The organism is Streptomyces sp. H39-S7, from assembly GCF_027158205.1.
Classification (GTDB): Bacteria; Actinomycetota; Actinomycetes; order Streptomycetales; family Streptomycetaceae; genus Actinacidiphila.
Genome location: NZ_JAPVLU010000015.1, coordinates 76090 through 96949, shown reverse-complemented (window position 1 = coordinate 96949; position 20860 = coordinate 76090). Strand labels below are relative to the sequence as shown.

The following is a 20860-nucleotide window of genomic DNA, read 5'->3' as shown; positions in this document are numbered from 1 at the left end:
CTCCGTCGCTCTTCCACCATAACCCGAGATCCGTACATTTGTTCGATAGCTACGGTGCGTGACCATTGGGTCGTGCGGTCGCGGGGCGGCGGGGGCGGCCTTAGCGTCGGGGTATGAGTGATGCGACCGGCGGAGCTGTGGGATGAAGCCGCTGTGGTCCGGGACGGTCTCCTTCGGGCTGGTGTCCATCCCGGTGCGCCTGGGGTCGACGGTGAGCAGCCACAAGATCCCGTTCCGGCAGATGCACAAGACGGACCACGGGCCCGTCCGGTACCGCAAGAAGTGCGAGCTGGACGACACGGTCCTCAGCCAGGACGAGATCGGTCGCGCCTACGAGACCCCCGACGGCACCCTGGTGGAGATCACCGACGACGAACTCGCCGCCATGCCGCTGCCCACCGCCAAGACCATCGAGATCAGCGGCTTCCTCGACATGGCCGGCGTTCCCAGCGCCCAGTACAACACTCCGTACGTCCTGCAACCGAGCTCCGGCGGGGACAAGCCCTACGTCCTGATGCGTCAGGCTCTCGCCCGGTCGGGCAAGGCCGCGGTGGGCAAGGTGGCGCTGCACAACAAGGAACAGCTGGTGCTGATCTACGCCCACGACGACGTCCTGATCGCCCACACCCTGCACTGGCCCGATGAGATGAAATCCCCCGCCGAGGCCGCGCCCACCGCCGAGGTGGAGCTCGCCGACAACGAGATCAAGGCCGCCATCGCCCTGATCGACGCCTTGGGCGAAGCGGACCTGGACACCTACGAGGACCAGTACACCGCCGCGGTGGCGGACCTGGTGCGCGGCAAGGTCGAAGGCGCCGAGGTCACCCCGGCCGGTGCTCCCGCGCCGGCGGCCGGGAAGGTCGTGGACCTCATGGAGGCGCTCGAGGCCAGCCTCGCGCAGGCCAAGGAGAACCGCGGCCAGGACGCCACGGTCCACGACATCGCCCCGGCGAAGGGGACCGCCGGGAAAGCCCCCGCGAAGAAGGCGACGGCCAAGAAGACGGCGGCGAAGAAGGCGACGAAGAAGGCACCTGCGAAGAAGACTCCCGCACGCAAGCGCAGCGCCTGACCACCCAGCAGCGTGCCGCCGGGCTCCGGGGAGCGGCCGACTCACACCGAGTGATCATCGAGCGTGGCGACCTTGGCCGCGCCGTGCCCGGAATGCAGCAGTCGCGCGCCCTCGCGCTGCGCCCGGGACCGCCGGCCCGTGCAGGATGTGCTGCCCGGCCCGCACGGCACTGCCTGCGGCCGGGCGTCGCCATGACCGCCAACCGGGCACATCAATCGAACTGGAGTGCAGTGAACAGCCGACTTCGTCACTTATGGAGCCGTTCGACCACCGCGGTGTTCCGCAGCAGGATCGCCGCCGTCGTGGGGGCGATCGCCTTGCTCGCGGCCGTGTTCACCGGCACGGCCACCGGAACGGCCACGGCCGCCGACGGCGGGGCGCGGGCCGCCGCGGTGGGCGGATGGACCTGTCCGGGCGTGGCCGTCCCACCCGGGTACGTCATCACCATGTTCGACCGGAGTGGCTGCAACGGCGCGGGGGCGTGGTTGCAGCAGCCCGTCCGGGACGGGATCTGGACCTGCGCGGGGTCGCCGATCGTGTCCGGGTACGTCATCACCATGTACGACCGCAACGGCTGCAGCGGCGTCGGCGCGTGGTTCCACCAGCTCGCGCGTGACGGAATCTGGACCTGCGCGGGCTCGCCGGTGGTGTCCGGGTACGTCATCACCAACTACGACCGCAACGGGTGCAGCGGAATCGGCGCCTGGTTCCACCAGCTCGTCCGCAACGGCATCTGGACCTGCCCCTACTCCCCCATCCCGGCGGGCTACCGCAGCACCACCTATGACGCGCGCGGCTGCAGTGGCCTGGGCGCGTGGCTCACCGTCCGCTCCTGAGGTCGAACGCGTCCCGTGGGCACCGTCCGGACGGGCGGTGCCCACGGGCTGTTTTCGGACGATCTTCGGGCAACCGGGGCGCCGCCGACCGGCTACGGAACGTGCGGGGAATCGCACATTCCCTTCCGCTCACCGCCCAATGGAGTGGTGCGCGGCGGGTAGACGCGAAGCATGGCGGAGCGGGAAGCGGTACGGGAGCCGGTGGATCTGTGCGACTGGTGCGGCCGGCTGTGGCACGACGGCGGAGTCCTGGCGATAGTGCGTGACTCCTCGGCCGTGCACGCCACCGATCCGGCGAAGGACGGCATGCGACTGCTCGTGGCCTGCGGCGGCGAGCACCTGGGGCCGCTCCTCGAGAAGTACCGCGGGCGGCCCTTCGTCGAGGAGGAGCTGTGGTCCTGGCAGATCGTCCGTGCCCTGTCCGCGGCTCCGGACGACATGACCGTCGACGAGCTCGGCCCGGTGACCGGCCTGACCGCCCCACAGATCCACCGGGCGCTGGCGTGGCGCGACGAACGCGCGGAGCACGTCGACCGACCCGGGCAGGACTCCCCGTAGTACCGAGTCCCGTGTCAGGTGCCCGGTGTCAGGTGCCCGCGTGATGTCCGTCCAGCCGTGTTCGAGCATCCGGAAGGCGCGGGTGACGGCCGCCTCTGGGTCGGACCGTCCCGCGGTCAGGGACGCGGCGCGCGCTCCCTGCGGTCCTCGCGCACCGGCCCGCGTCCGCTCAGCACACGCCGGCCGCGCAGGGCGTGGAGCCCGGCGGCGGCCGTGCCGACGCACAGCGCGGTGGCGCTGTACGCCAGTGACGTGCGCACGCCGATGGCGGCGCCCAGCAGGCCGACGGTGAAGCCACTGCCCGCACGCAGCCCGCCCGCGGACATGCCGTAGACACCGAGGACCCGGCCGCGGTCGGCGGCCGGTGCGAGCAGTTGGACGACGGTCTGGCCGATCGACATCGAGGCCAGGTTGGCGATGCCACCGACCAACAGCAGCGCCAGGGCGAGCGGGTAACTGGTGGTGAGCGCGAAGAAGATGCTGGTCAAGCCGTACAGGGCCGTACTGAGGACGGCGGCGGCCACCCGGGGTCTGACCCAGCCGGTGGCCTCCAGCACGATGCCGCCGATGACCCCGCCGGCCCCGTTGGCGAAGAGCAGGACCCCGTAGGCGGTCCCCGCGCCGCCCGCCCCCAGGTCGTGCGCGAAGATCGGCATCGAGGACTGCAGGGACGCGCCGACGAAGAAGGAGCCCAGCCCGGCCAGGACGATCATGCTGACCAGGGTGGGATGGGATCCGACCTCCCGCAGCACGCGCAGCGATTCCAGCGCGCCGACCCGCGGGCGGCGGTGCCGGTCCCGGGTGTGGCCGGTGAACTTGGTGCGGAAGAGGAAGAACGTGAGCGGCAGGTAGAAGGCGATGTTGGCGAAGATGCCGGCGGTCGGACCGAGGCCCAGCAGCAGCGCCGACCCGATCACCGGGCCGAACAGCACGCCCAGGCTGCGGAACGTCGCGTTCAGCCGCACCGCGCTGGACAGTTCCGCCGGACCCACGAAGTCATGGAGCATCAACTGCTCGCCCGGCCCCCACAGTGAGCCGGCCAGGCCGTGCAGGACGAGCAGCACGCACGCCTCCCACATGTGCAGCGAGCCGGTGAGGAACAAGATCCCCCACGCCGCGGAGACGCCCATGAACACCGCCTGGGCCACCTGGATGACGCGCCGGCAGTCGTACCGGTCGGCCAGCGAGCCGAACCACATCGACAGCAGCAGGAACGGCACCCAGTGGCTGATCACCTGGAAGCCGGTCAGTGCCGGCGAGTGGAAGGTCTGCCAGAGCACCCAGTACGTGATGACGTGCTCGATGTTGTCGGCCATCATCGCCAGCATCGAGCCGAAGAGGTAGGGCCGGCAGTCGCGGTTGCGCAGGGCGGCGAAGCGGCGGGGCGGTCCGGCCGGCGGCGGGGCGGCCCCCGTGGCGGGCGCGGCCGCTTCCGGCTCGGATATGTGGGTGGGGATACCGCAAGCGGCACACATCCTCGGTCTTCTCCTCAGGTGAGCTGGATGCCGATGAGGCAGGTGTCGTCGTCGGTGTCGGCGTTGCTGCGGGTCAGGAGGTAGTCCAGGTGCGCGTCCAGGGTGGGCGTGGAGCGTTCGGCGGCGGTGATGAGCTGGTCCAGGGAGGACTGGACGGAACGGTCCCTGCGTTCGATCAGACCGTCGGTGTACATCAGCAGGGTGTCGCCGACCTCGAGTTGCACTTCACCCTCCTGGTACTTCGCGTCGGGCAGGGCGCCGAGCAGGATGCCCTTGATCGCCGGCAGCGGTTCGGCGTGGCCCTTGCGGACCAGGATCGGCGGGAGGTGGCCGGCGCGGGCCCAGCGCAGGATACGGGTGGAGGGGTCGTACAGGGCGCAGACGGCGGTCGCGGTGACGTGCTCGGTGAGGTAGTGGGCGACGGTGTTGAGCCACACGAGCAGTTGGGCGGGTCCGGCGCCGGTGGCGGTCAGGCCGCGCAGGGCGTTCCGCAGCACGATCATGGAGGTGGCGGCGCGGATGCCGTGGCCGGCGATGTCGCCGACGGCCAGCAGGACCTGCCGGCTCGGCAGCGTGACGATGTCGTACCAGTCGCCGCCGACCAGGCGGTCCTCCTCGGCCGGCCGGTAGCGCACCGCGATGTGCAGCCCGGGGATGTCGATGGGGGCACTGGTGGGGGGCATGATGGCGTGCTGGAGCTGCAGGGCGAGCCGGTTGTGCTCCGCGGACTCCTTCTCCGTGTGGGCGAGTTGGTCGCGGGTGGCCGCGAGAGCGACCTCGGTCCAGTGCTGCGCCGAGATGTCCTGGTACGCACCGCGGATGACCTGTAGGTTCCCGTGGCCGTCCAGGACCGGTTCGGCGACGATGCGGATGTGGCGGGAGGTCGTGTCGGGCCGGTTCAGCCGGAACGCGGTGGACGCCGGGCGGTGGTGGTGCAGCAGGGTACGCAGGAACCGTCCCAGGGCGATGGCGTCATCGCGGTGGGCGTGAGCGGCGAGCTCCTGCAGCGGAATCGGCTTGTCGGTCGGCTGCAGGCCGCACAGGGCGAAGAGCTGGCTGTTCCACGTGATCTCGCCCGTGTGGAAGTCCTCCTCGAAGCCGCCGATGCGCCCCAGTCGCTGGGCGTGCTGGAGCACGTTGGCCAGACGGTTCCCCTGGTCGTGGATGCGCCAGGTCGCGAGGACCTCCTCGCCGTGACGGGTGATGCTGACGTCCGCGACGATGGGCAGCGGGATCTGGTCGACCAGGCTGGTCGTGGCCAGCCGCCGGGCCCGGAAGGGCTCTCCGGTGGCGTGGACGTGCTCGATCTTCTCGTACAGGCCGCTGGGGTCGGCGCTCACCGGGTAGCTCTCGAGGAGCAGCGATCCGGCGATGGCGGTGGGCGGCCGGCCGGCGAGGTCGGCGAAGTGCGCGTTGAGGTGGTGGATCCAGAAGTCGATGACGCGGCCCTCCGCGTCCAGGTACGGGCGCAGGATCATGGCGGGGTCCCACAGCCCTTCGGCGAGACCGATCAGGTCCGAGGGCTCGGTGGCGGCGCCGAGGGGGACGTGGGCGTCCAGGGTGTGGGCACACAGGTCGGCCAGGGCCTCGACCTGGCGCTGGACCTGAGGAGGCTGGGGGTCCAGCGGTCCGGGCCAGCAGATCTCCAGGGCGCCCACCAGGCGTCCGCTGGTGCCGGCGGGTACGACGACGCGGCCGGCCTGAGGGGAGGCCGCGCCGCCGATGGAGGGCAGTTGGACGTCGGCCAGGGTACGGGTCCACACCGTTTGGCGCTTGGTCAGCGCCCGCCGGGCCAACGTCGCCACCTCCGGGGGAACGTAGTGCCAGCGGGCCCCTTCGGCTTCGGGGAAGCCCGCGTAGCCGGCCAGCCGCAGGGCCCCGTCGTAGGTCACCGCCCAGATGGCCAGGGCGTTGGCGCCCAGCGGCGCCAGCGCGTAGCGCAGCAGGGAGTCCGCGACGGTCTGGGTGTCGCCGGCCGACAGGGTGCTGCTCTCGGCGGTCCGCATGCGTACGGTCGCCGCGGTGGTCACGTCGGGGACGGCGTGGGAGGGGGCCGCTTCGAGCATGGCGGCGGTGAGCTCGGTGAGGTGGTCGCGCGCGGCTTGGTTAACGATGTCCGCGGCCAGTTCCAGCAGGGTGACGCTGGCGCCGGTGGCAAGGGTGTCGAGTTGCCGGGCCGCTTCGCGCGGCCCGCAGTGCAGGCGCTCCACCAGGATGCCCTTGGCCTGTTCGATCAGTGCCTGGCCGGCGGCCGCCTCGTGGGCCTGCTGAACCTGCACGCGCAGGCGGGCGACCGTGCCGGCCAGCCGTCCCGAGGTGCCCTGGTCGTCTCCGCGCGCGGAGCCGGCCACCGCGCGGGACTCCGAGGACCCCGGAGGCTCGGGGGGTGTGGGCATGCGTTGCTCCTTGCGAAAGGCCTGCCGATCGCGTTGCCGCGTCGCACGGGTTGGTACCTGCTGACCGGCCGGCCGGGTGGCGCTTCCGATCGGCCGGTCAGCTTCTGCCGGAGCACTCCGGACGCCTGCGTCAGGCCCGCAGCCACTGCTGGATGCAGGCGATCAGGGCATGGGCGTCCACGGGCTTGGTGACGTAGTCGCTCGACCCCGAGGCCAGGCTCTTCTCGCGGTCACCGTGCATCGCCTTGGCGGTGACGGCGATGATCGGCAGGTCGGCGTGTTCCGGCATGGCCCGGATCGCGGCCGTGGCGGCGTAGCCGTCCATCTCGGGCATCATCACGTCCATCAGGATCAGTTCGATGCCCTCGTGCCGCGACAGCGCCTCGATCCCGGCGCGCCCGTTGTCGGCGTGCAGGACCTGCATGCCGTGCAGCTCCAGGATGCCCGTGAGCGCGAAGACGTTGCGCGGGTCGTCGTCCACGACCAGGACCTTGCGCCCGGCGAGCCGCCCGTCCACCGGGTTGAACACGGGCGGGGTGTCACGCCCGGGGCGCACCAGGGGCAGGACATCGCTGGGCTGCTCGGCGCTCAGGTGCAGCACGATCCGCTCGCGCAGCTCGTCCAGGCTGGGCAGCAGCTCCAGGGGCTGGGAGTCCGAGCGCGCGTGCAGTTGCTGCTCGTGCACGGCGTCCAGCCGCCGGCTGTTGTGGGCCAGCACCGGCACGCCGCGCAGGGCCCGGTCGCCGTCGAGGGCCTCCAGGAACGTGAAGGCCTCGTCGCCGGACATGTCGAGCTCCAGCACCACGCAGTGGCAGGGCTGCGTGGCCAGCGCGGCCGCGGCCTGCCCGGCACCCAGCACGGAGATGACCTCGACATGGCTGCGGGGGTCGGTGGGTTCGCGGCTGGCGGCGACATCGGCCACGGCGCTCTCCGCGACCATCGACAGCAGCCCGTGGGCGCGCTCCTCGATCACCAGCACCCGGCGCCGTTGCGCCGCCTGCAGCCCGTTGGACGTCGTGGGTACCGCTGTCGCCGTCACCGGCGCGCGCGACCCGTCGCGGTCCTGGGCCCGCGGGCCTTCCTGGGACCCGGCTCCGGCGTCCTCGAAGCCAGGACGTTCGAGGGGAATGTGGAGGGTGAAGGCGCTGCCCTCCCCCAGCGTGCTCTCCGCACTGATCGAACCGCCGAGCAGCTGCGCGATCTCCCGGCTGATGGACAGCCCCAGCCCGGTGCCGCCGTACTTGCGGCTGGTGGTGCCGTCGGCCTGCTGGAAGGCCCCGAAGATGGTCTCCAACTGCTGCTCGGCGATACCGATGCCGGTGTCGCGCACCCGGAAGGACAGGGCCGGGCCGCTGTCCCTGACGTGGGCGGGCAGCAGGTCCGGGTCGGCGGTCTCGATGTGCAGTTCGACCTGGCCGGTCTCGGTGAACTTCACCGCGTTGGACAGCAGGTTGCCCAGCACCTGCCGAAGCCGCGAGTCGTCGGTCACCAGGTGCGGGGCCACATCGGGAGCGGTGGTGACCTGGAAGTCCAGGCTCTTCTGGGTGGTCAGCGGGCGGAAGGTGGCCTCCACGTAGTCCACCAGCTGGCGCAGCGGAACGCGTTCGGGGGTGATGTCCATCTTCCCGGCCTCGACCTTGGACAGGTCCAGGATGTCGTTGATCAGCTGCAGCAGGTCGGACCCGGCGGAGTGGATGACCCCGGCGTACTCGACCTGCTTGGGCGTCAGGTTCCGCGCCGGGTTCTGGGCCAGCAGCTGGGCCAGGATCAGCAGGCTGTTCAGCGGGGTGCGCAGCTCGTGGCTCATGTTGGCCAGGAACTCCGACTTGTACTTCGACGCCAGCGACAACTGCTGGGCGCGTGCTTCCAGTTCCTGGCGGGCCTGCTCGATCTCGAGGTTCTTGGCCTCGATGTCGCGGTTCTGGGTGGCCAGCAGGGCGGCCTTCTCCTCCAGTTCGGCGTTGGAGAGCTGCAGTTCCTCCTGCCGGTTCTGCAGTTCCTCCGAGCGCGCCTGCAGCTCGCCCGCCAGGCGCTGGGACTCACCGAGCAGTTCGTCGGTGCGGGAGTTGGCGACGATGGTGTTGACGTTGACGCCGACGGTTTCCATCAGCTGCTCGAGGAAGTCGCGGTGGACCGGGGTGAAGCGGTTGACCGAAGCCAGCTCGATGACGCCGAGCACCTGGTCCTCGACCACGATGGGCAGCAGGATCAGACTGGTGGGCGCGCTCTGCCCGAGTCCGGACCCGATGGCCACGTAGTCCTGCGGTACGTCCTCGACGGCGATGATGCGGCGGCTGCGCGCGGCCTGGCCCACCAGTGACTGCCCGAGGCGGAAGTGCCGCGGCCTGCCGTCGCCGCCCACCCCGCCGGGGTGACCGTAGGAGCCGACCAGGTGCAGTTCCAGCCGGTCCGCGCTCTGCGCGCTCTCGTCCGTCTCGGCGAGGTAGAAGGCGCCGTACTGCGCGGACACCAGCGGGGCCAGCTCGTCCATGATGAGTTCGGCGACGACGGCCAGGTCGCGGCGGCCCTGCATCAGGCTGGAGATGCGGGCGAGGTTGGTCTTGAGCCAGTCCTGGTCGTGGTTGGCGCGGGTGGTCTCGCGCAGGGACTCCACCATGGAGTTGATGTTGTCCTTGAGGTCCGCGACCTCGCCGGAGGCGTCCACGGTGATGGAGCGGGTCAGGTCGCCCTCGGCGACGGCACTGGTGACCTCGGCGATGGCGCGGACCTGCCGCGTCAGGTTCCCCGCCAGCCCGTTGACGTTCTCCGTCAGCCGCTTCCAGGTGCCCGAGACGCCCTCGACCTCGGCCTGTCCGCCCAGCCGGCCCTCACTGCCGACCTCGCGGGCGACGCGGGTGACCTCGGCGGCGAACGACGACAGCTGGTCGACCATCGTGTTGATCGTGGTCTTGAGTTCCAGGATCTCCCCGCGCGCGTCCACGTCGATCTTGCGGGTCAGGTCGCCCCGGGCGACGGCCGTGGTGACCTGGGCGATGTTGCGGACCTGCCCCGTCAGGTTGTTCGCCATAGAGTTGACGTTGTCGGTCAGGTCCTTCCAGGTCCCGGCGACGTTGGAGACCCGGGCCTGGCCGCCCAGGATGCCCTCGGTGCCGACCTCGCGCGCCATGCGCGTGACCTCGTCCGCGAACGCGGACAGCGTGTCGACCATCGTGTTGATGGTGTTCTTCAGCTCCAGGATCTCGCCCCGGGCATCGACCCGGATCTTCTGCGACAGGTCGCCCTTGGCCACCGCCGTCGCGACCTGGGCGATGGACCGGACCTGCGCGGTGAGGTTGCCGGCCATGAAGTTCACCGAGTCGGTCAGGTCGCGCCACACCCCGCCCACGCCGGGCACCAGCGCCTGGCCGCCCAGGCGTCCCTCGCTGCCGACCTCGCGCGCCACGCGGGTCACTTCGGCTCCGAAGGAGGACAGCTGGTCGACCATCGTGTTGACGGTGTCCTTGAGCTCCAGGATCTCGCCGCGCGCGTCCACGTCGATCTTCTGCGACAGGTCGCCCTTGGCGACGGCCGTCGCGACCTGGGCGATGTCCCGCACCTGCGTGGTCAGGTTCCCGGCCATCGCGTTCACCGAGTCGGTCAGGTCCGCCCAGGTCCCCGACACCCCGGGGACCTCCGCCTGGCCGCCGAGCCGTCCCTCCGTGCCGACCTCCCGGGCGACCCGGGTGACCTCGGAGGTGAACAGCGACAACTGGTCGACCATGCCGTTGAAGACCGTGGCGATCTCCCCCAGCAACCCCTCGCCGTCCCCGGGGAGACGAGGACCGAAGTCCCCGTCGCGCACCGCGGTCAACCCCGCCAGGAGCTGGCGAAGTTCTGGCTCCCCCACCCCGCCCCCGCTGGGCACGGGCACCTTGCTGGTCGTGATCCGTTGACCCTCGCTCATACCCAACCCTTACCCTGCCGTGTGACCGCGGACGCGGCAGCAGGCAGCCCGTCCGTGGCCGGAGCGGCTGCCCGCGATCAAAACGTGTTCGACCAGGTGAGTTTACCGGCAGCCACCCACCGACCTGCCGTGATCGCGCAGACTGCGGGACCCGGACACCGCCCCGCCCGAGCCGCTTATGGGGCATTTGTGCGGCCTTGGCGGAGGGGCGTCGTCGGATCGGGGGTCAGGAGTCAGGGGTCAGGAGTCAGGAGTCAGGCGCGGCGTGCGGCCCACACGGTGCGTTCGGTGCGGACCGCCAGGTCGCCACGGTGCAGGACGCCGAGGGGACTGTCGGGATCGAGCAGCCGGTCCAGGGCGGCGAGGTCCTCGGCGGCGAGGGCGTGGGCGGCGCTCGCGCGCAGGCGCCGGAGGCCGCTGAGCGCGTAGGTGCCCACCGCCTCACTGCGGGAACCCTCGACGTTGACGGCGATCGTGCGCTCGCCCTCCACGGCGAACCCGGCGGCGGCCAGCCTGGGGCCCCAGTCGGCGCCCCGGTGCGGCACGTGTTCGGCGTGGTGGTGCGCGAGGGCGGCGTGGCAGCGCTCCTCCAGACCGGGCCGCTCCCGCGGAGCGTCGGCGGGCAGGAAGCGCGGGAAGCCGGCCAGCTCGACGACGGCGAACAGGCCGCCGGGCGCGAGGACGTCGTGGACCGTGCCCAGGGTGCGGTCGGGGTCGGCCATGTGGTGCAGCGACGCCGACGCCCACACCAGGTCGGGCCGGCCGAGCTCGGGCCACCGCGCGTCGAGATCGGCCGCGACCGTGCGTACCCGGTCGGCCACGCCGAGCGCCGCGGCCTTCTCCCGCAGGCGGCGCAGATGACCCTCCGACGCGTCGACGGCGGTCACCCGCGCCGCGGGGAAGCGCGCGAGCAGGGCGAAGGTGCCGGCTCCCGTGCCGCATCCCAGGTCGAGGATGTGCTGCGGCTCCCGCTCGATGGGCAGCCATGCGGTGATGGACGCGATGTGCTCGGCGAGCACCTCCGCGTCCAGGTCGAGGATCTCCGCCTGGTCGAGGACGCCGGAGGCGGGCTGGGGAGCGGGGTGCGGGCCATCGTGTGCCGCGTGCGGGGAGGTGTGGTTCATGCAGGCCACGCTAGGAGGACCTTGCCGCCGCGGCATCACCGTTCCCGGTATACGCAAGACGACGGCCGGCTGGGCTGCCGCACGCGCAAGGCCGTCCACCCTGGGGCCCGCCGTGTCCCGGCCGTGCCGGCCGGGTCTGGTCTGGTCGCCTGGCTCCGACCGCGTCGCTCGACCACGACAGAGTCCGGGTGTCCGCGTGCTCCCACCGCGTGTGATCCACGCCGATCGGGGCAGGCGTGACCGGAAGCTACCCGTTCCCGCAGGGCGAAAGGTGCCATGGACCTCATCGCAGGCGGCCCCCTGCAGATCACGCTGCGACGCTACGGGCCGACCCTGCATCTGACCCTGGCCGGGGAACTCGACATCGACGCCGAGCCTGCCATCGCACAAGTGATGTCCACCCTCCCCGCCGACGTCGCGGTCATCGCCTGCGACCTGCACCACATCGCTTTCATGGACGTCGTCGGCGTGCGCTGCGTACGGGAACTCAAGCGCTCCGCGGAGCAGCGCGGTCTGGCGGCGCTGGTCTACAACTGGCGGCCGCAGCCCCTGCAACTGCTGAACCTCCTGGACGGCCTCGAGCGCGACAACACGCCGAGCTGCGAGCACTCCACGCCCTCCTGCGGGAACACGGCGACGCCCAGCGCGCCCTCGGGATCGACACCGCCCGGCAAGGCACCGCGCTCGTGGGCTCCGACCCGCAACGACTCGTCCGCGACCGGCGGGACCCCAGCCCCCCGCCCGCGCCGCGCAGATGCGGCCGGGCCGGTTGGACGGAGGCAGAGCGCCCGGAGGCCGACCCACTCGACCACGAACCCGCCACAACGGCGTGAATCGCTGATCGCGCGAGTCATGGATCACCGACATCCGGGAACGTGCCCACCAAGGCGTCTGGGCCGATCGCCGATTCGGTGACGGCGAGAGCGTCCCTGGAACGGGATGGCGGTGGTTCGTGATGGCGGAGCGGTTTCTGAGGATTTCTGCGTCTCCCGGCGTGGTGGGCCGGGCCCGTCGATGGGCACGCGAGGCGGTCAGGGCGTTCCGCTGGCCGACGCGCTGGCGGCCCGACGAGGGTGCGGTCGCGCTCGTGGTCTCCGAACTGGTGACCAACGCTCTGCGACATGCCGGCGGGACCGTGGGCCTGACGCTGGTGTCCGGCGCACGACAACTGCGCATCATCGTCAGCGACGGCTCCCCGCAGTGGCCGGTGCTGCGCACCCCGCACCCTGCGGAGGCAGGCGGGCGCGGCATGCACATAGTGGCGCGCCTGACCCGAGCGTGGGGAGTGGAGGAGAGCCCGGAGGGCAAGCACGTGTGGGCCGACGTGATCCCGCAGAGCACACGCCCGCACTCGGCCGCTCCCGCGCCGGCTCCTACGGGCGCCGTTGTGGCCGCGACGGCGAACCAGTGCTGCTTGAGCTGCCCGGCGCACGCGAAAAGGAACAGGGCCAGGACGCCGACCGGGCACGGCAGGTGGTCAACTCTGCTGCTCGGATTCACCCGGGCCACACTGCACGCCCGCCCCCGGCCGTTGTTGCGGGCGGGCAAGCGGGTATGGCGGAGGATGGAACTGCCGAAGATGATCCCGGTCGGCTCGAGGACGGCCTGCCGCTGACGGGCGGCCGGCGGGGCGAGGCGGGTAAGGAGGCCGGAACATGGCCGATGAACTGATCGACCGCCTGCTGCGCGAGCAGGGGCAGACCTTCGCGGACGAGGCCGGCATCGCTCTGCGGGACAAGCCCTCACCGCTGTACAGACTCCTGGTGCTGTCGCTGCTGAGCGCCACCCGGATCTCGGCCGGCATCGCGGTCGCCGCCGCCCGGGAGCTGTCCGAAGACCGGCTGCGCACCGTACCGGCGATGGCGGCCGCGCCCTGGCAGCAGATCGTCGACGCCCTGGGACGGGCCCACTACAAGCGCTACGACGAGAGCACCGCCACCGCCCTGGGGGACGGCGCCCGGCTGCTGCACGAGCGATACCACGGTGACCTGCGGAAACTGTGTCAAGAGGCGGGCGGCGACGGCGGCAGGATCCACGCCCTGCTCCAGGAGCATCCGCGTATCGGGCCCGTCGGGGCGGACATCTTCTGCCGCGAGGTCCAGGGGGTCTGGACCGAGCTGCAGCCGTACTGCGACCGCGCCACCTTGGATCAGGCAGCCGCACTGGGGCTGCCGCACACGGCGGCCGGCCTGGCGCGCAGGATCGACTCGCCCGATCTCACCCGCCTGTCCGCCGCTCTGGTGCGCGTCCGACTCCGCGGCGGAAGGTTCGAGGCGAAGGCGCACGAATGAACGCCTCCGCGAGGAGGGCCTGAGGAACGGGCCACCGGGCCGGCACCCGTCATCCCGGCATCGCCGCGTCCTTCAGGACAGTGGGCCCGGTGGCAGCAGATCGGCCCACACCTGTTTGCCGGGCCCACACGGGGTCACGCCCCATTCCCCGGCCAGCTCGGCCACGATGCGCAATCCGTGTCCGCCCACCTTTCCGGGGTCCGCCGGCGCCGGGCACATCACCGGCTGAACGCGGGAGTCGTCACTCACCGCGATCCGCAGCCGGCTCACGTCAAGAACCAAGGACAGCTCGACCGAGCCACCGGCATGTCGCTGGGCATTGGTGACCAGCTCCGAGACGACCAGGGCCACCGACCCGGCGTCGGGGCGCCAGTCCGCACACCAGGGGAAGTCGTTCACGTGCCGCAGAGCCCAGTCGCGGGCCGCACCGACCTCACCATTGGTCGGGGCCATCGCCAGGCAGTGCTCAACCATCATCCATCATCGCCCGCACCGTTCCTCCAAGGCCTCGCACCCACCAGCGGACAGGATCGTCAGCACGCGCCTTGACGATCGTCTGCCCTCATCTCAGGTATTCATCGCCTTTGCGGATCACGCGTCCGGTCCAGGCCGGCGACTACCGGCGGGGGCCGGGCACTGCTCCGCCGCCGGCGGCCTCGGGCGCCGTCTTGTTTCAGTCGTCCTCGGGCTTCGGTTTCCCGGCGGCGCGGGACCGTTCCGAATCGCTCTCCTCGTCCGTCAGGTCCGCCTCGTCCGGAGGATCACTGGTCCGTGCGACGGGGGGCGTCGGTGCCGTGATGGTCTGCGGTTCTTCGGAGCCCGGGCGGGTGCTCGGCTGTGAGCCGTGCGCGTGGGACGTCTTGGTTTCGTCGTCAGGATTCGCCATACGTCACGTGTTCCCACTCCGTCTCGTTCAAACGCTCCCCGGAGCGCCGTCCCGGCAAGAATAGGCAGGACGGCCCAACGCATCGGGACCGTCCCACCTCGATCCGAGTGCCCGAGGAGCGGACGCCGGCCGGGGGCCGGCCGCGGAAGGCGGCCCAGCCGCGGCCCGCGATGTGTGCTGGGGCGCGCGTGGGTTCAGCGACGCGACTTCGCTCGGTCCAGTGCGGCGACACCGACTGCGGCCAGGGCGATCTGGATGATCCACTCGATCCAGTCGACGCCGTTGGTGTCATCCACGTTCAGCGCGTGCGCGATGGCAGCCCCGATGAAGGCTGCCAGGATGCCGACCAGAATCGTCCAGATGATCCCGATCCGCTGGCGACCGGGCACGACGAGGCGCCCGAGGACACCGATGATGATGCCGATGATCACGGCGCTGATGATGCCTGAGATCTCCATGACGTCCTCCCCTTGGCAGCTCTTCTGCTGCCACGTCTGCCCCCGGCCCCCACATCCACGCGGATTCCCCGCACGCCATTGCGCGCGGCACACGGCGCGGACCGGAGCCGGGCCGACAGGATCAGCCGCTCCTAGTGCGCGGACGCGCCGTATTCGGCGTGCTCGCTGTGAGCCGTGTGCTCGCGGTCTTCCTCGCCGGTGGGCGCGGGGAACGCTGTGCGGCGGATACGGGCGGCGGCCTCGGCGATCACCTCGTCGTACTCCTCCTTGGTCATGACACTCAGCCCTCCTAAGGCGCCGGTGGAAGGGGATCGTGATCTCCTCTGCGGCGCGATCCTCCTGCTGGTTATTCGTTGCCCGCTGGAAACCGGCTTGGTTGCCGGACGCGCTGCTGCCGCGCGCCCTGGTCGGCCGTGGCACCGGGCGGAGGGTCGGATCGAAAGGACCGATGAGTTTCTGCGTGATGCGCGGTCAGAGACAATAAGTTGGATGCGCCGTAACCGCCGGCGTGATCCACTCGCCCCTGTACCGAACCTGTCGAGATCCAGACCCCGGACATCGAGGAACCTCAGATGCGTACGTTGATCAGCACAGCCTTCATCTCCCTCGACGGCGTCGTGGAGGCCCCGGGCGGCGAGCCCGGTTACCGGAACTCCGGGTGGACCTTCAAGAACATCGAGTTCCTCCCCGAGGCGTTCGACATCAAGGGCCGGGAGCAGCAGGAAGCCACCGCCATGTTGCTGGGTCGGGTCAGCTACGAGGCGTTCAGCCCCGTGTGGCCCGACATGGCAGATTTCGCCGACTACAAGGCGATGCCGAAGTACGTCGTCTCCACCACCCTCACCGGGGATGACCTGGTGTCGAACTGGGGCGAGACCACGATCCTGCGTTCACTCGACGACGTCGCCGCGTTGAAGGAGACCGAGGGCGGACCGATCATCGTCCACGGCAGCGCCTCCCTGAACCAGCACCTCTCCGACGCCGGTCTGATCGACCGTTACCACCTGCTCGTCTTCCCGCTTCTGCTCGGTGCGGGCAAGCGCCTCTTCAGCGGCACGGACAAGGACGCGCAGAAGCTGGAGCTCGTCGAGCACGCGGCCTACGCCAACGGTCTGCAGAAGAACGTCTTCGACGTCGTCCGCTGACACGGACCCCACGACCACTGAGGTCAGTGGTCGTGGGGACCGGGGCGGTGGACGGGCCCGTGGGAGTCGTCGCAGTACGGGTCCTGGTCTCCTCCGGACGGCGTGGCGATCTGCAGCAACTCCGCGCTCTCCTCCTCGCCGACGTGGTCGACCTGCAACGTCGCGTGCTCGATGCGGTACTCGTCCCTCAGCAGCTGCCGCAGTGTGCGGCGCACGGCGTGGCAGTCACGGTCCGGCTGTACCAACACGTGGGCGGACAGGGCGTTCTGGCCGGAGGTGATCTGCCAGACGTGCAGGTCGTGGATCTCCACGACGGTGTCCTGCGCGGCCAGTCGGTCGCCGAGGGCGTCGGGGTCCACTCCGACGGGCGCCGCCTCGAGGAAGATCCGCGCCGAGTCCCGGATCAGTCCGTAACCGGCCTTGAGCATCAGGGCGACGACCAGGAGGGAGGCGATGGCGTCCGCGCGCGCGAAACCGGTGGTCAGCACGACCGCGCCGGCGACGGCGGTGGCGATGAAGCCGAACAGATCGGTGAGGATGTGCTGGTAGGCGCCCTCGACGTTCAGCGAGGTGCGGTTGGCCTTGGAGATCGACCAGGCCGCCGCGAGGTTGACCGCCACGCCGACCAGGGCGGTGATCAGGACGAGGCCACCGGTGACCGTGGGCGGGTCGATCAGCCGGCGGATCGCCTCGTAGGCGAGCCACACCGACAGGAGCAGCAGGGTCAAGCCGTTGGCCTGCGCGGACAGGATCTCCACCCGCTTGAGCCCGTAGGTGTAGTGCCCCTTCGCGGGCCTGGCCGCCAGTCGCATGGCGACCAGTGCCAGAACGATCGAAACGACGTCGGTGAGCATGTGCGCGGCGTCCGAGATCAGCGCGAGGGAGTTGGCGGCCACTCCGACGACGACCTCGGCGCACATGAACACGCCGATCAGCACCAGGGCGATCGTCAGCCATCGCCGGTCCGCGTCCGCGGACACCCCGTGCGAGTGCCCCGCATGACCACCCCCACCGCCGGTGCCGGCGGCGTGATCATGCTCGTGGTCACTCACAAGGGCCTCCAGGACGCGCGGACGGATTCGGCTGGGCTCCAGTGAACCGCAGCAACCCCGCTTCCACCAAAGGCTGTAATGGGGACCGTTACCACTGTCACCTGCGACGATGTGCGCGCCGTCGCGGCGCACCGCCCGGCGGGACGGGTTTCCCTCGGGTGGCCGGTCACGCCGCACTGTTCACGTCTGCCGGGTCCAGCGCTGTGACGCGTCCCCGGCGCAAGTGCTCGTCACCAGGCCGCTGCTCATGCCCAGGTCGAGGCAGCCGCCGCCGAGGTCGCTGCGGAGGCTGCCGCCGGAACCCGTACGCCAGATCCGGCCGAGGTCCTGGGCGCAGTCGCCCACGAAGACGGCCTGATGGAGACCGTTGGAGTACAGGCACTGGCCGCTCTGCTGGTTGCTGAGTTTGAAGCTGCCGTCCGATCTGCCCTTCACGGTCCACCGGGCTGACGCGTCCGAGCAGTCGCCGAAGTCCGATGCCCCGAAGACCTGGGTGACGCACTTGTTGTTGTTGCCGTTGCGGTAGCGGTAGGTGCCGGAGGCCGGCGGCGCCGAGGTTACGGGGGCGGTGGACGTTCCGCCGCCGGAGGGGTGCGAGGCGCCGGCGCCGCCGGCGCCTGCCCCTCCGCCGGGTCCGCCCGAGCCGTTCTGTGTGCCGCCGCCGGCACCTCCGGCGACCGATGTCGGCGACCCGCCCGTCCCTCCGGGCCCCTGGTTGTCGCCCTTCCCTCCGGCGGCGCCCGGGGCGGGTGGCTGTGCGGGTGGCGAGGCCGCTCCCGACGGGCTGACGCCCGCGGTCGACGCCGCCGGGATGGCCGCGGCGGTGACCGACGTGGGCTGGGTGGGCTGAGTGGTGCGCGCCTCGGCCCGCGGTGAGGACGTGTACGGAAGGTGCTGGATGGCGAGGGTCGTACCGCCGGCGATCACGACGACGGGGAGAACGGCGAGGAGGACGCGGCGGCGCCGATGCGGCCGCTCGGGCCGCTCCGGACGGGCCTCGGCAACGGACACCGGGGCAGACACCGGCACCGGCACCGGGCCCGTGTCCGGTGCCGTCTCCGGCTTGCCGCCGGTGAGCGGAAACGTGGGTACGTCGATCGCCTGCACGCGCGCGGCGAACGCGGTCCGCTCGGTCAGCCGTTGGGTGATGGCCGTCGGCCACAACGGTTCCGCGAACGGGCCTTTGCGAGCCGCGTGTTCGAGCAGTTCGACGGCGGTGGGGCGCCCCTCCGGATCCTTGTCGAGGCAGGCGGCGACGAGTCCGGCGAGGTCCGGCTCCAGCTCCCGGAGGGGCTCCAGATCGGGCTCCTCGTGGATGATGCGGTAGAGCACGCCGTGGCCCGACTCGTCCCCGAACGGTGGTTGGCCGCAAGCGGCGTACGCGAGCACCGAGCCCAGCGCGAACACGTCGGTGGCACCGCTCAGTCGCCGTTTGGTGCCCGAAGCCTGTTCGGGAGCCATGTAGGCGGGGGTACCCACCACCATGCCCGTCCTCGTCAGCTGGCTCTGCTCGGCGGCGCGGGCGATACCGAAGTCGATGAGGGTCAGGCCGTCGAGGGTGAGCATGATGTTGGACGGCTTGAGGTCACGGTGGACCATGCCCAGCGCGTGCACCGACGCCAGTCCCGCCGCGGCCTCCCGCAGCAGCAGCCACAGCGCGTGCGCGGGCAGCGGGCCGCCGTGCAGAGCTATGGCCTCCCGCAGGGTGAGCCCGGGAATGTAGGCGGTGGCGAACCACGGGGGGTTCGCGGCGCGGTCGCTGGCGAGCAGCGGAGCGGTGGCCTCCGTGGGCAGCCGGGCGAGGTTGTCCAACTCGTGCCCGAAACGGCGCCGGAAGTCCTCGTCCTCACCGACGACGGAGGACAGCAGTTGCTTGACCGCGACGTACTGGCCCTCGCGGACCCCGAGGTACACCCGTCCCATGCCTCCGGCGCCGAGCCGGCCCGCCAGCGGAATGGACCCGATCTGCGGCGGATCCTCCGGCTCCAGCGGTTCGGCGCCGCTCCCCCACAGCTCTACCACGTCAACCCCGTTGGCCTTGAGATCAGTTGTGAGGAATCTACCGGACGAGCCCCGCACGGCAACGCTCGCGCCCTTGTGCGGTGGCGGCGGCCGATGTCACGTTTCCGGTTCCGGCGGTGTCTTCATGTCAAACCCGCAGACGTCCGAGGAGGACACCATGGCGATACGCGTTCCGAAGGCCGAACTCCCCACCGCACTCCGCGACAGCATGATCGAGCAGCTCGGTGCCGTGCCGGAGCCCGTCGAAGTGGTGTGGCACAGCCCGAAGGCGGCCACGTCGAATCTGGAGTTCTCGGCCAAGGTCGGTGAGTGGGACATGGCCGCCGCGAGTCACAAGTCGTTCGCGCACATGGCGGTCGCGGCGAAGATCGGCTGCGGTTGGTGCCTGGATGTCGGCTACTTCCAGGCGCAGAACCAGAAACTGGACCTGGCCAAGGCGAGCCAGGTGCCCCGCTGGCGGACGTCGGAGGCGTTCACTCCGCTGGAACGGGACGTGCTGGAGTACGCCGAAGCCATGTCGGACACGCCGCTGACCGTTACCGACGAGCTCTACGCGAGTCTGCTCGCTCGGCTCGGCCCGGCGGCGATGGTCGAGCTCACGGCGTTCATCGCCTTCGTCAACATGGCGACCAGGAACAACAGGGCGAACGGGATCGAGTCGCAGGGCTTCTCCGACGCCTGCGCTGTTCCGCTGGCCACGCGTCCCACGGCTGACGTGGCATCGCCGGCATGACCGAGAGCCCGTTCGTGACCCATCGCAGCCTGCTGTTCACGGTCGCCTACGAGATGCTCGGCTCGGCGGCCGACGCGGAGGACGTGGTGCAGGAGTCCTGGCTGCGGTGGGCCGATGTCGACCCCTCGCAGGTGCGCGACCCGCGGGCGTACCTCGTCCGGATCGTCACACGGCAAGCGCTCAACCGCCTGCGATCGCTGTCGCGCAGCCGCGAGGAGTACGTCGGCGAGTGGCTGCCGGAACCGCTACTGACCAGCCCCGATGTCGCCGATGACGTCGAACTCGCCGAGAGCGTCTCGATCGCGATGCTGACCGTGCTGGAAACGCTCGGGCCGACGGAGCGGGCGGTGTTCGTGCTCCGCGAGGTCTTCGACATCCCGTACGGGGAGATCGCCGAAGCCGTCGGGAAGTCCGCGGCCACGGTGCGGCAGGTCGCGCGGCGGGCCCGCGAGCACGTGGCGGCTCGACAGCCGCGGGTGCGGGTGAGCCGGTCGGAGCAGCAGGCGGTGGTGGAGCGGTTCCTGGCCGCGGTACGGACCGGGCGGTTGCAGGAGCTGGTGGAGGTCATGGCACCGGACGTGGTCCTGATCGCCGACGGCGGCGGTCTCGCCGCCGCCGCTCTGGCTCCGGTCCACGGAGCCGAGCCGGTGGCGAAGGTGCTCGCGCGTGCGAACCAGGCGGGAGCGGCCGCGCTCGAGACGACGGCCGTGTGGCTCAACGGCGCGCCCGCGGGCCGGATCGAGATCGGCGGTGAGCTGGCCACGGCCTTGAGCGTGGTGGTGGAGAACGGGCGGATCACCCGGATCTACCTGGTGAGGAACCCGCGGAAGCTGACGCGGCTGGACGAACCGTCGGATCTCGCGCGGTAGGTCGCGGCCGCCGGCGGCGTCGTGGGGGGTACCGGCGGCCAG

General features: G+C 70.9%; 19 protein-coding genes. 9 read left to right on the top strand and 10 right to left on the bottom strand.

The window, feature by feature from the left end:
- Nucleotides 1–142 precede the first annotated feature (142 nt).
- The 3 genes from ku (at nucleotide 143) to O3X23_RS16700 (ending at nucleotide 2463) form a co-directional block, all read left to right on the top strand.
- The gene (ku, locus tag O3X23_RS16710) at nucleotides 143–1069 is read left to right on the top strand and encodes a non-homologous end joining protein Ku (RefSeq protein WP_269272178.1); all 927 of its coding nucleotides are present in this window, start codon (nucleotides 143–145) and stop codon (nucleotides 1067–1069) included.
- A 275-nt stretch (nucleotides 1070–1344) separates the two neighbouring features.
- Nucleotides 1345–1905: a hypothetical protein gene (locus O3X23_RS16705; protein ID WP_269272177.1), complete on the top strand. Its 561-nt coding sequence runs from the start codon at nucleotides 1345–1347 to the stop codon at nucleotides 1903–1905.
- 171 nt (nucleotides 1906–2076) lie between these two features.
- Nucleotides 2077–2463, top strand: a complete 387-nt coding sequence (locus tag O3X23_RS16700; protein ID WP_269272176.1) for a hypothetical protein — start codon at nucleotides 2077–2079, stop codon at nucleotides 2461–2463.
- A 116-nt stretch (nucleotides 2464–2579) separates the two neighbouring features.
- Here the strand turns inward: O3X23_RS16700 and O3X23_RS16695 are convergent, their stop codons facing one another.
- From O3X23_RS16695 to O3X23_RS16680, 4 genes are all read right to left on the bottom strand, one after another.
- A complete protein-coding gene (locus O3X23_RS16695; RefSeq protein WP_269272175.1) occupies nucleotides 2580–3938 on the bottom strand; it encodes an MFS transporter in 1359 nt (452 codons plus the stop codon).
- A gap of 14 nt (nucleotides 3939–3952) precedes the next feature.
- Nucleotides 3953–6334, bottom strand: a complete 2382-nt coding sequence (locus O3X23_RS16690) for a SpoIIE family protein phosphatase (protein WP_269272174.1) — start codon at nucleotides 6332–6334, stop codon at nucleotides 3953–3955.
- 130 nt (nucleotides 6335–6464) lie between these two features.
- Nucleotides 6465–10238: a HAMP domain-containing protein gene (locus O3X23_RS16685; protein WP_269272173.1), complete on the bottom strand. Its 3774-nt coding sequence runs from the start codon at nucleotides 10236–10238 to the stop codon at nucleotides 6465–6467.
- A gap of 254 nt (nucleotides 10239–10492) precedes the next feature.
- A complete protein-coding gene (locus O3X23_RS16680; RefSeq protein WP_269272172.1) occupies nucleotides 10493–11362 on the bottom strand; it encodes a class I SAM-dependent methyltransferase in 870 nt (289 codons plus the stop codon).
- A gap of 276 nt (nucleotides 11363–11638) precedes the next feature.
- Between O3X23_RS16680 and O3X23_RS16675 the strand changes: the two genes are divergently transcribed.
- Genes O3X23_RS16675 through O3X23_RS16665 form a run of 3 tightly spaced genes read left to right on the top strand, consistent with a single transcriptional unit; the run spans nucleotide 11639 to nucleotide 13653 of the window.
- Nucleotides 11639–12277, top strand: a complete 639-nt coding sequence (locus O3X23_RS16675; RefSeq protein WP_269272171.1) for an STAS domain-containing protein — start codon at nucleotides 11639–11641, stop codon at nucleotides 12275–12277.
- 40 nt (nucleotides 12278–12317) lie between these two features.
- The gene (locus tag O3X23_RS16670; RefSeq protein WP_269272169.1) at nucleotides 12318–12977 is read left to right on the top strand and encodes an ATP-binding protein; all 660 of its coding nucleotides are present in this window, start codon (nucleotides 12318–12320) and stop codon (nucleotides 12975–12977) included.
- Nucleotides 12978–13017: 40 nt separating this feature from the next.
- On the top strand, nucleotides 13018–13653 hold the full coding sequence (locus O3X23_RS16665; protein WP_269272168.1) for an endonuclease: 636 nt from the start codon (nucleotides 13018–13020) through the stop codon (nucleotides 13651–13653).
- A gap of 72 nt (nucleotides 13654–13725) precedes the next feature.
- Here O3X23_RS16665 and O3X23_RS16660 read toward each other — a convergent pair whose 3' ends face one another.
- The 4 genes from O3X23_RS16660 to O3X23_RS16645 all read right to left on the bottom strand — a co-directional run bounded on the left by O3X23_RS16660 (nucleotide 13726) and on the right by O3X23_RS16645 (nucleotide 15272).
- A complete protein-coding gene (locus O3X23_RS16660; RefSeq protein ID WP_269272167.1) occupies nucleotides 13726–14130 on the bottom strand; it encodes an ATP-binding protein in 405 nt (134 codons plus the stop codon).
- A 196-nt stretch (nucleotides 14131–14326) separates the two neighbouring features.
- The gene (locus O3X23_RS16655) at nucleotides 14327–14539 is read right to left on the bottom strand and encodes a hypothetical protein (RefSeq protein ID WP_269272166.1); all 213 of its coding nucleotides are present in this window, start codon (nucleotides 14537–14539) and stop codon (nucleotides 14327–14329) included.
- A gap of 194 nt (nucleotides 14540–14733) precedes the next feature.
- The gene (locus tag O3X23_RS16650; protein ID WP_269272165.1) at nucleotides 14734–14997 is read right to left on the bottom strand and encodes a GlsB/YeaQ/YmgE family stress response membrane protein; all 264 of its coding nucleotides are present in this window, start codon (nucleotides 14995–14997) and stop codon (nucleotides 14734–14736) included.
- A gap of 131 nt (nucleotides 14998–15128) precedes the next feature.
- Nucleotides 15129–15272, bottom strand: coding sequence for a hypothetical protein (locus tag O3X23_RS16645; protein WP_269272164.1), 144 nt, complete (start codon nucleotides 15270–15272; stop codon nucleotides 15129–15131).
- Between the two features lie 297 nt (nucleotides 15273–15569).
- Here O3X23_RS16645 and O3X23_RS16640 point away from each other — a divergent pair, with 297 nt between their 5' ends.
- The gene (locus O3X23_RS16640; protein WP_269272163.1) at nucleotides 15570–16142 is read left to right on the top strand and encodes a dihydrofolate reductase family protein; all 573 of its coding nucleotides are present in this window, start codon (nucleotides 15570–15572) and stop codon (nucleotides 16140–16142) included.
- 23 nt (nucleotides 16143–16165) lie between these two features.
- Here the strand turns inward: O3X23_RS16640 and O3X23_RS16635 are convergent, their stop codons facing one another.
- Both O3X23_RS16635 and O3X23_RS16630 read right to left on the bottom strand, forming a co-directional pair.
- Nucleotides 16166–17194, bottom strand: a complete 1029-nt coding sequence (locus O3X23_RS16635; protein ID WP_269272162.1) for a cation diffusion facilitator family transporter — start codon at nucleotides 17192–17194, stop codon at nucleotides 16166–16168.
- A 180-nt stretch (nucleotides 17195–17374) separates the two neighbouring features.
- Nucleotides 17375–19216 carry a serine/threonine-protein kinase gene (locus O3X23_RS16630; RefSeq protein ID WP_269272161.1) on the bottom strand — a complete coding sequence of 614 codons (1842 nt, stop codon included), beginning with the start codon at nucleotides 19214–19216 and terminating at the stop codon, nucleotides 17375–17377.
- Between the two features lie 157 nt (nucleotides 19217–19373).
- Between O3X23_RS16630 and O3X23_RS16625 the strand changes: the two genes are divergently transcribed.
- Both O3X23_RS16625 and O3X23_RS16620 read left to right on the top strand, forming a co-directional pair.
- Nucleotides 19374–19949, top strand: coding sequence for a carboxymuconolactone decarboxylase family protein (locus O3X23_RS16625; RefSeq protein WP_269272160.1), 576 nt, complete (start codon nucleotides 19374–19376; stop codon nucleotides 19947–19949).
- Complete coding sequence (locus O3X23_RS16620) at nucleotides 19946–20818, top strand: RNA polymerase sigma-70 factor (protein WP_269272159.1); 873 nt, start codon at nucleotides 19946–19948, stop codon at nucleotides 20816–20818. The genes O3X23_RS16625 and O3X23_RS16620 overlap by 4 nt, the downstream gene beginning before the upstream one ends.
- The last annotated feature ends 42 nt before the right edge of the window (nucleotides 20819–20860 follow it).

What these genes read in the sequence shown, in the direction of transcription:
- O3X23_RS16675 (WP_269272171.1), top strand. Translation starts at nt 11,639, where the DNA reads ATGGACCTCATCGCAGGCGGCCCCCTGCAGATCACGCTGCGACGCTAC.
- O3X23_RS16680 (WP_269272172.1), bottom strand. Translation starts at nt 11,362, where the DNA reads ATGAACCACACCTCCCCGCACGCGGCACACGATGGCCCGCACCCCGCT.
- O3X23_RS16685 (WP_269272173.1), bottom strand. Translation starts at nt 10,238, where the DNA reads ATGAGCGAGGGTCAACGGATCACGACCAGCAAGGTGCCCGTGCCCAGC.
- O3X23_RS16700 (WP_269272176.1), top strand. Translation starts at nt 2,077, where the DNA reads ATGGCGGAGCGGGAAGCGGTACGGGAGCCGGTGGATCTGTGCGACTGG.
- ku (WP_269272178.1), top strand. Translation starts at nt 143, where the DNA reads ATGAAGCCGCTGTGGTCCGGGACGGTCTCCTTCGGGCTGGTGTCCATC.
- O3X23_RS16645 (WP_269272164.1), bottom strand. Translation starts at nt 15,272, where the DNA reads ATGACCAAGGAGGAGTACGACGAGGTGATCGCCGAGGCCGCCGCCCGT.
- O3X23_RS16670 (WP_269272169.1), top strand. Translation starts at nt 12,318, where the DNA reads ATGGCGGAGCGGTTTCTGAGGATTTCTGCGTCTCCCGGCGTGGTGGGC.
- O3X23_RS16655 (WP_269272166.1), bottom strand. Translation starts at nt 14,539, where the DNA reads ATGGCGAATCCTGACGACGAAACCAAGACGTCCCACGCGCACGGCTCA.
- O3X23_RS16690 (WP_269272174.1), bottom strand. Translation starts at nt 6,334, where the DNA reads ATGCCCACACCCCCCGAGCCTCCGGGGTCCTCGGAGTCCCGCGCGGTG.
- O3X23_RS16620 (WP_269272159.1), top strand. Translation starts at nt 19,946, where the DNA reads ATGACCGAGAGCCCGTTCGTGACCCATCGCAGCCTGCTGTTCACGGTC.
- O3X23_RS16695 (WP_269272175.1), bottom strand. Translation starts at nt 3,938, where the DNA reads ATGTGTGCCGCTTGCGGTATCCCCACCCACATATCCGAGCCGGAAGCG.
- O3X23_RS16665 (WP_269272168.1), top strand. Translation starts at nt 13,018, where the DNA reads ATGGCCGATGAACTGATCGACCGCCTGCTGCGCGAGCAGGGGCAGACC.
- O3X23_RS16640 (WP_269272163.1), top strand. Translation starts at nt 15,570, where the DNA reads ATGCGTACGTTGATCAGCACAGCCTTCATCTCCCTCGACGGCGTCGTG.
- O3X23_RS16650 (WP_269272165.1), bottom strand. Translation starts at nt 14,997, where the DNA reads ATGGAGATCTCAGGCATCATCAGCGCCGTGATCATCGGCATCATCATC.
- O3X23_RS16625 (WP_269272160.1), top strand. Translation starts at nt 19,374, where the DNA reads ATGGCGATACGCGTTCCGAAGGCCGAACTCCCCACCGCACTCCGCGAC.
- O3X23_RS16660 (WP_269272167.1), bottom strand. Translation starts at nt 14,130, where the DNA reads ATGATGGTTGAGCACTGCCTGGCGATGGCCCCGACCAATGGTGAGGTC.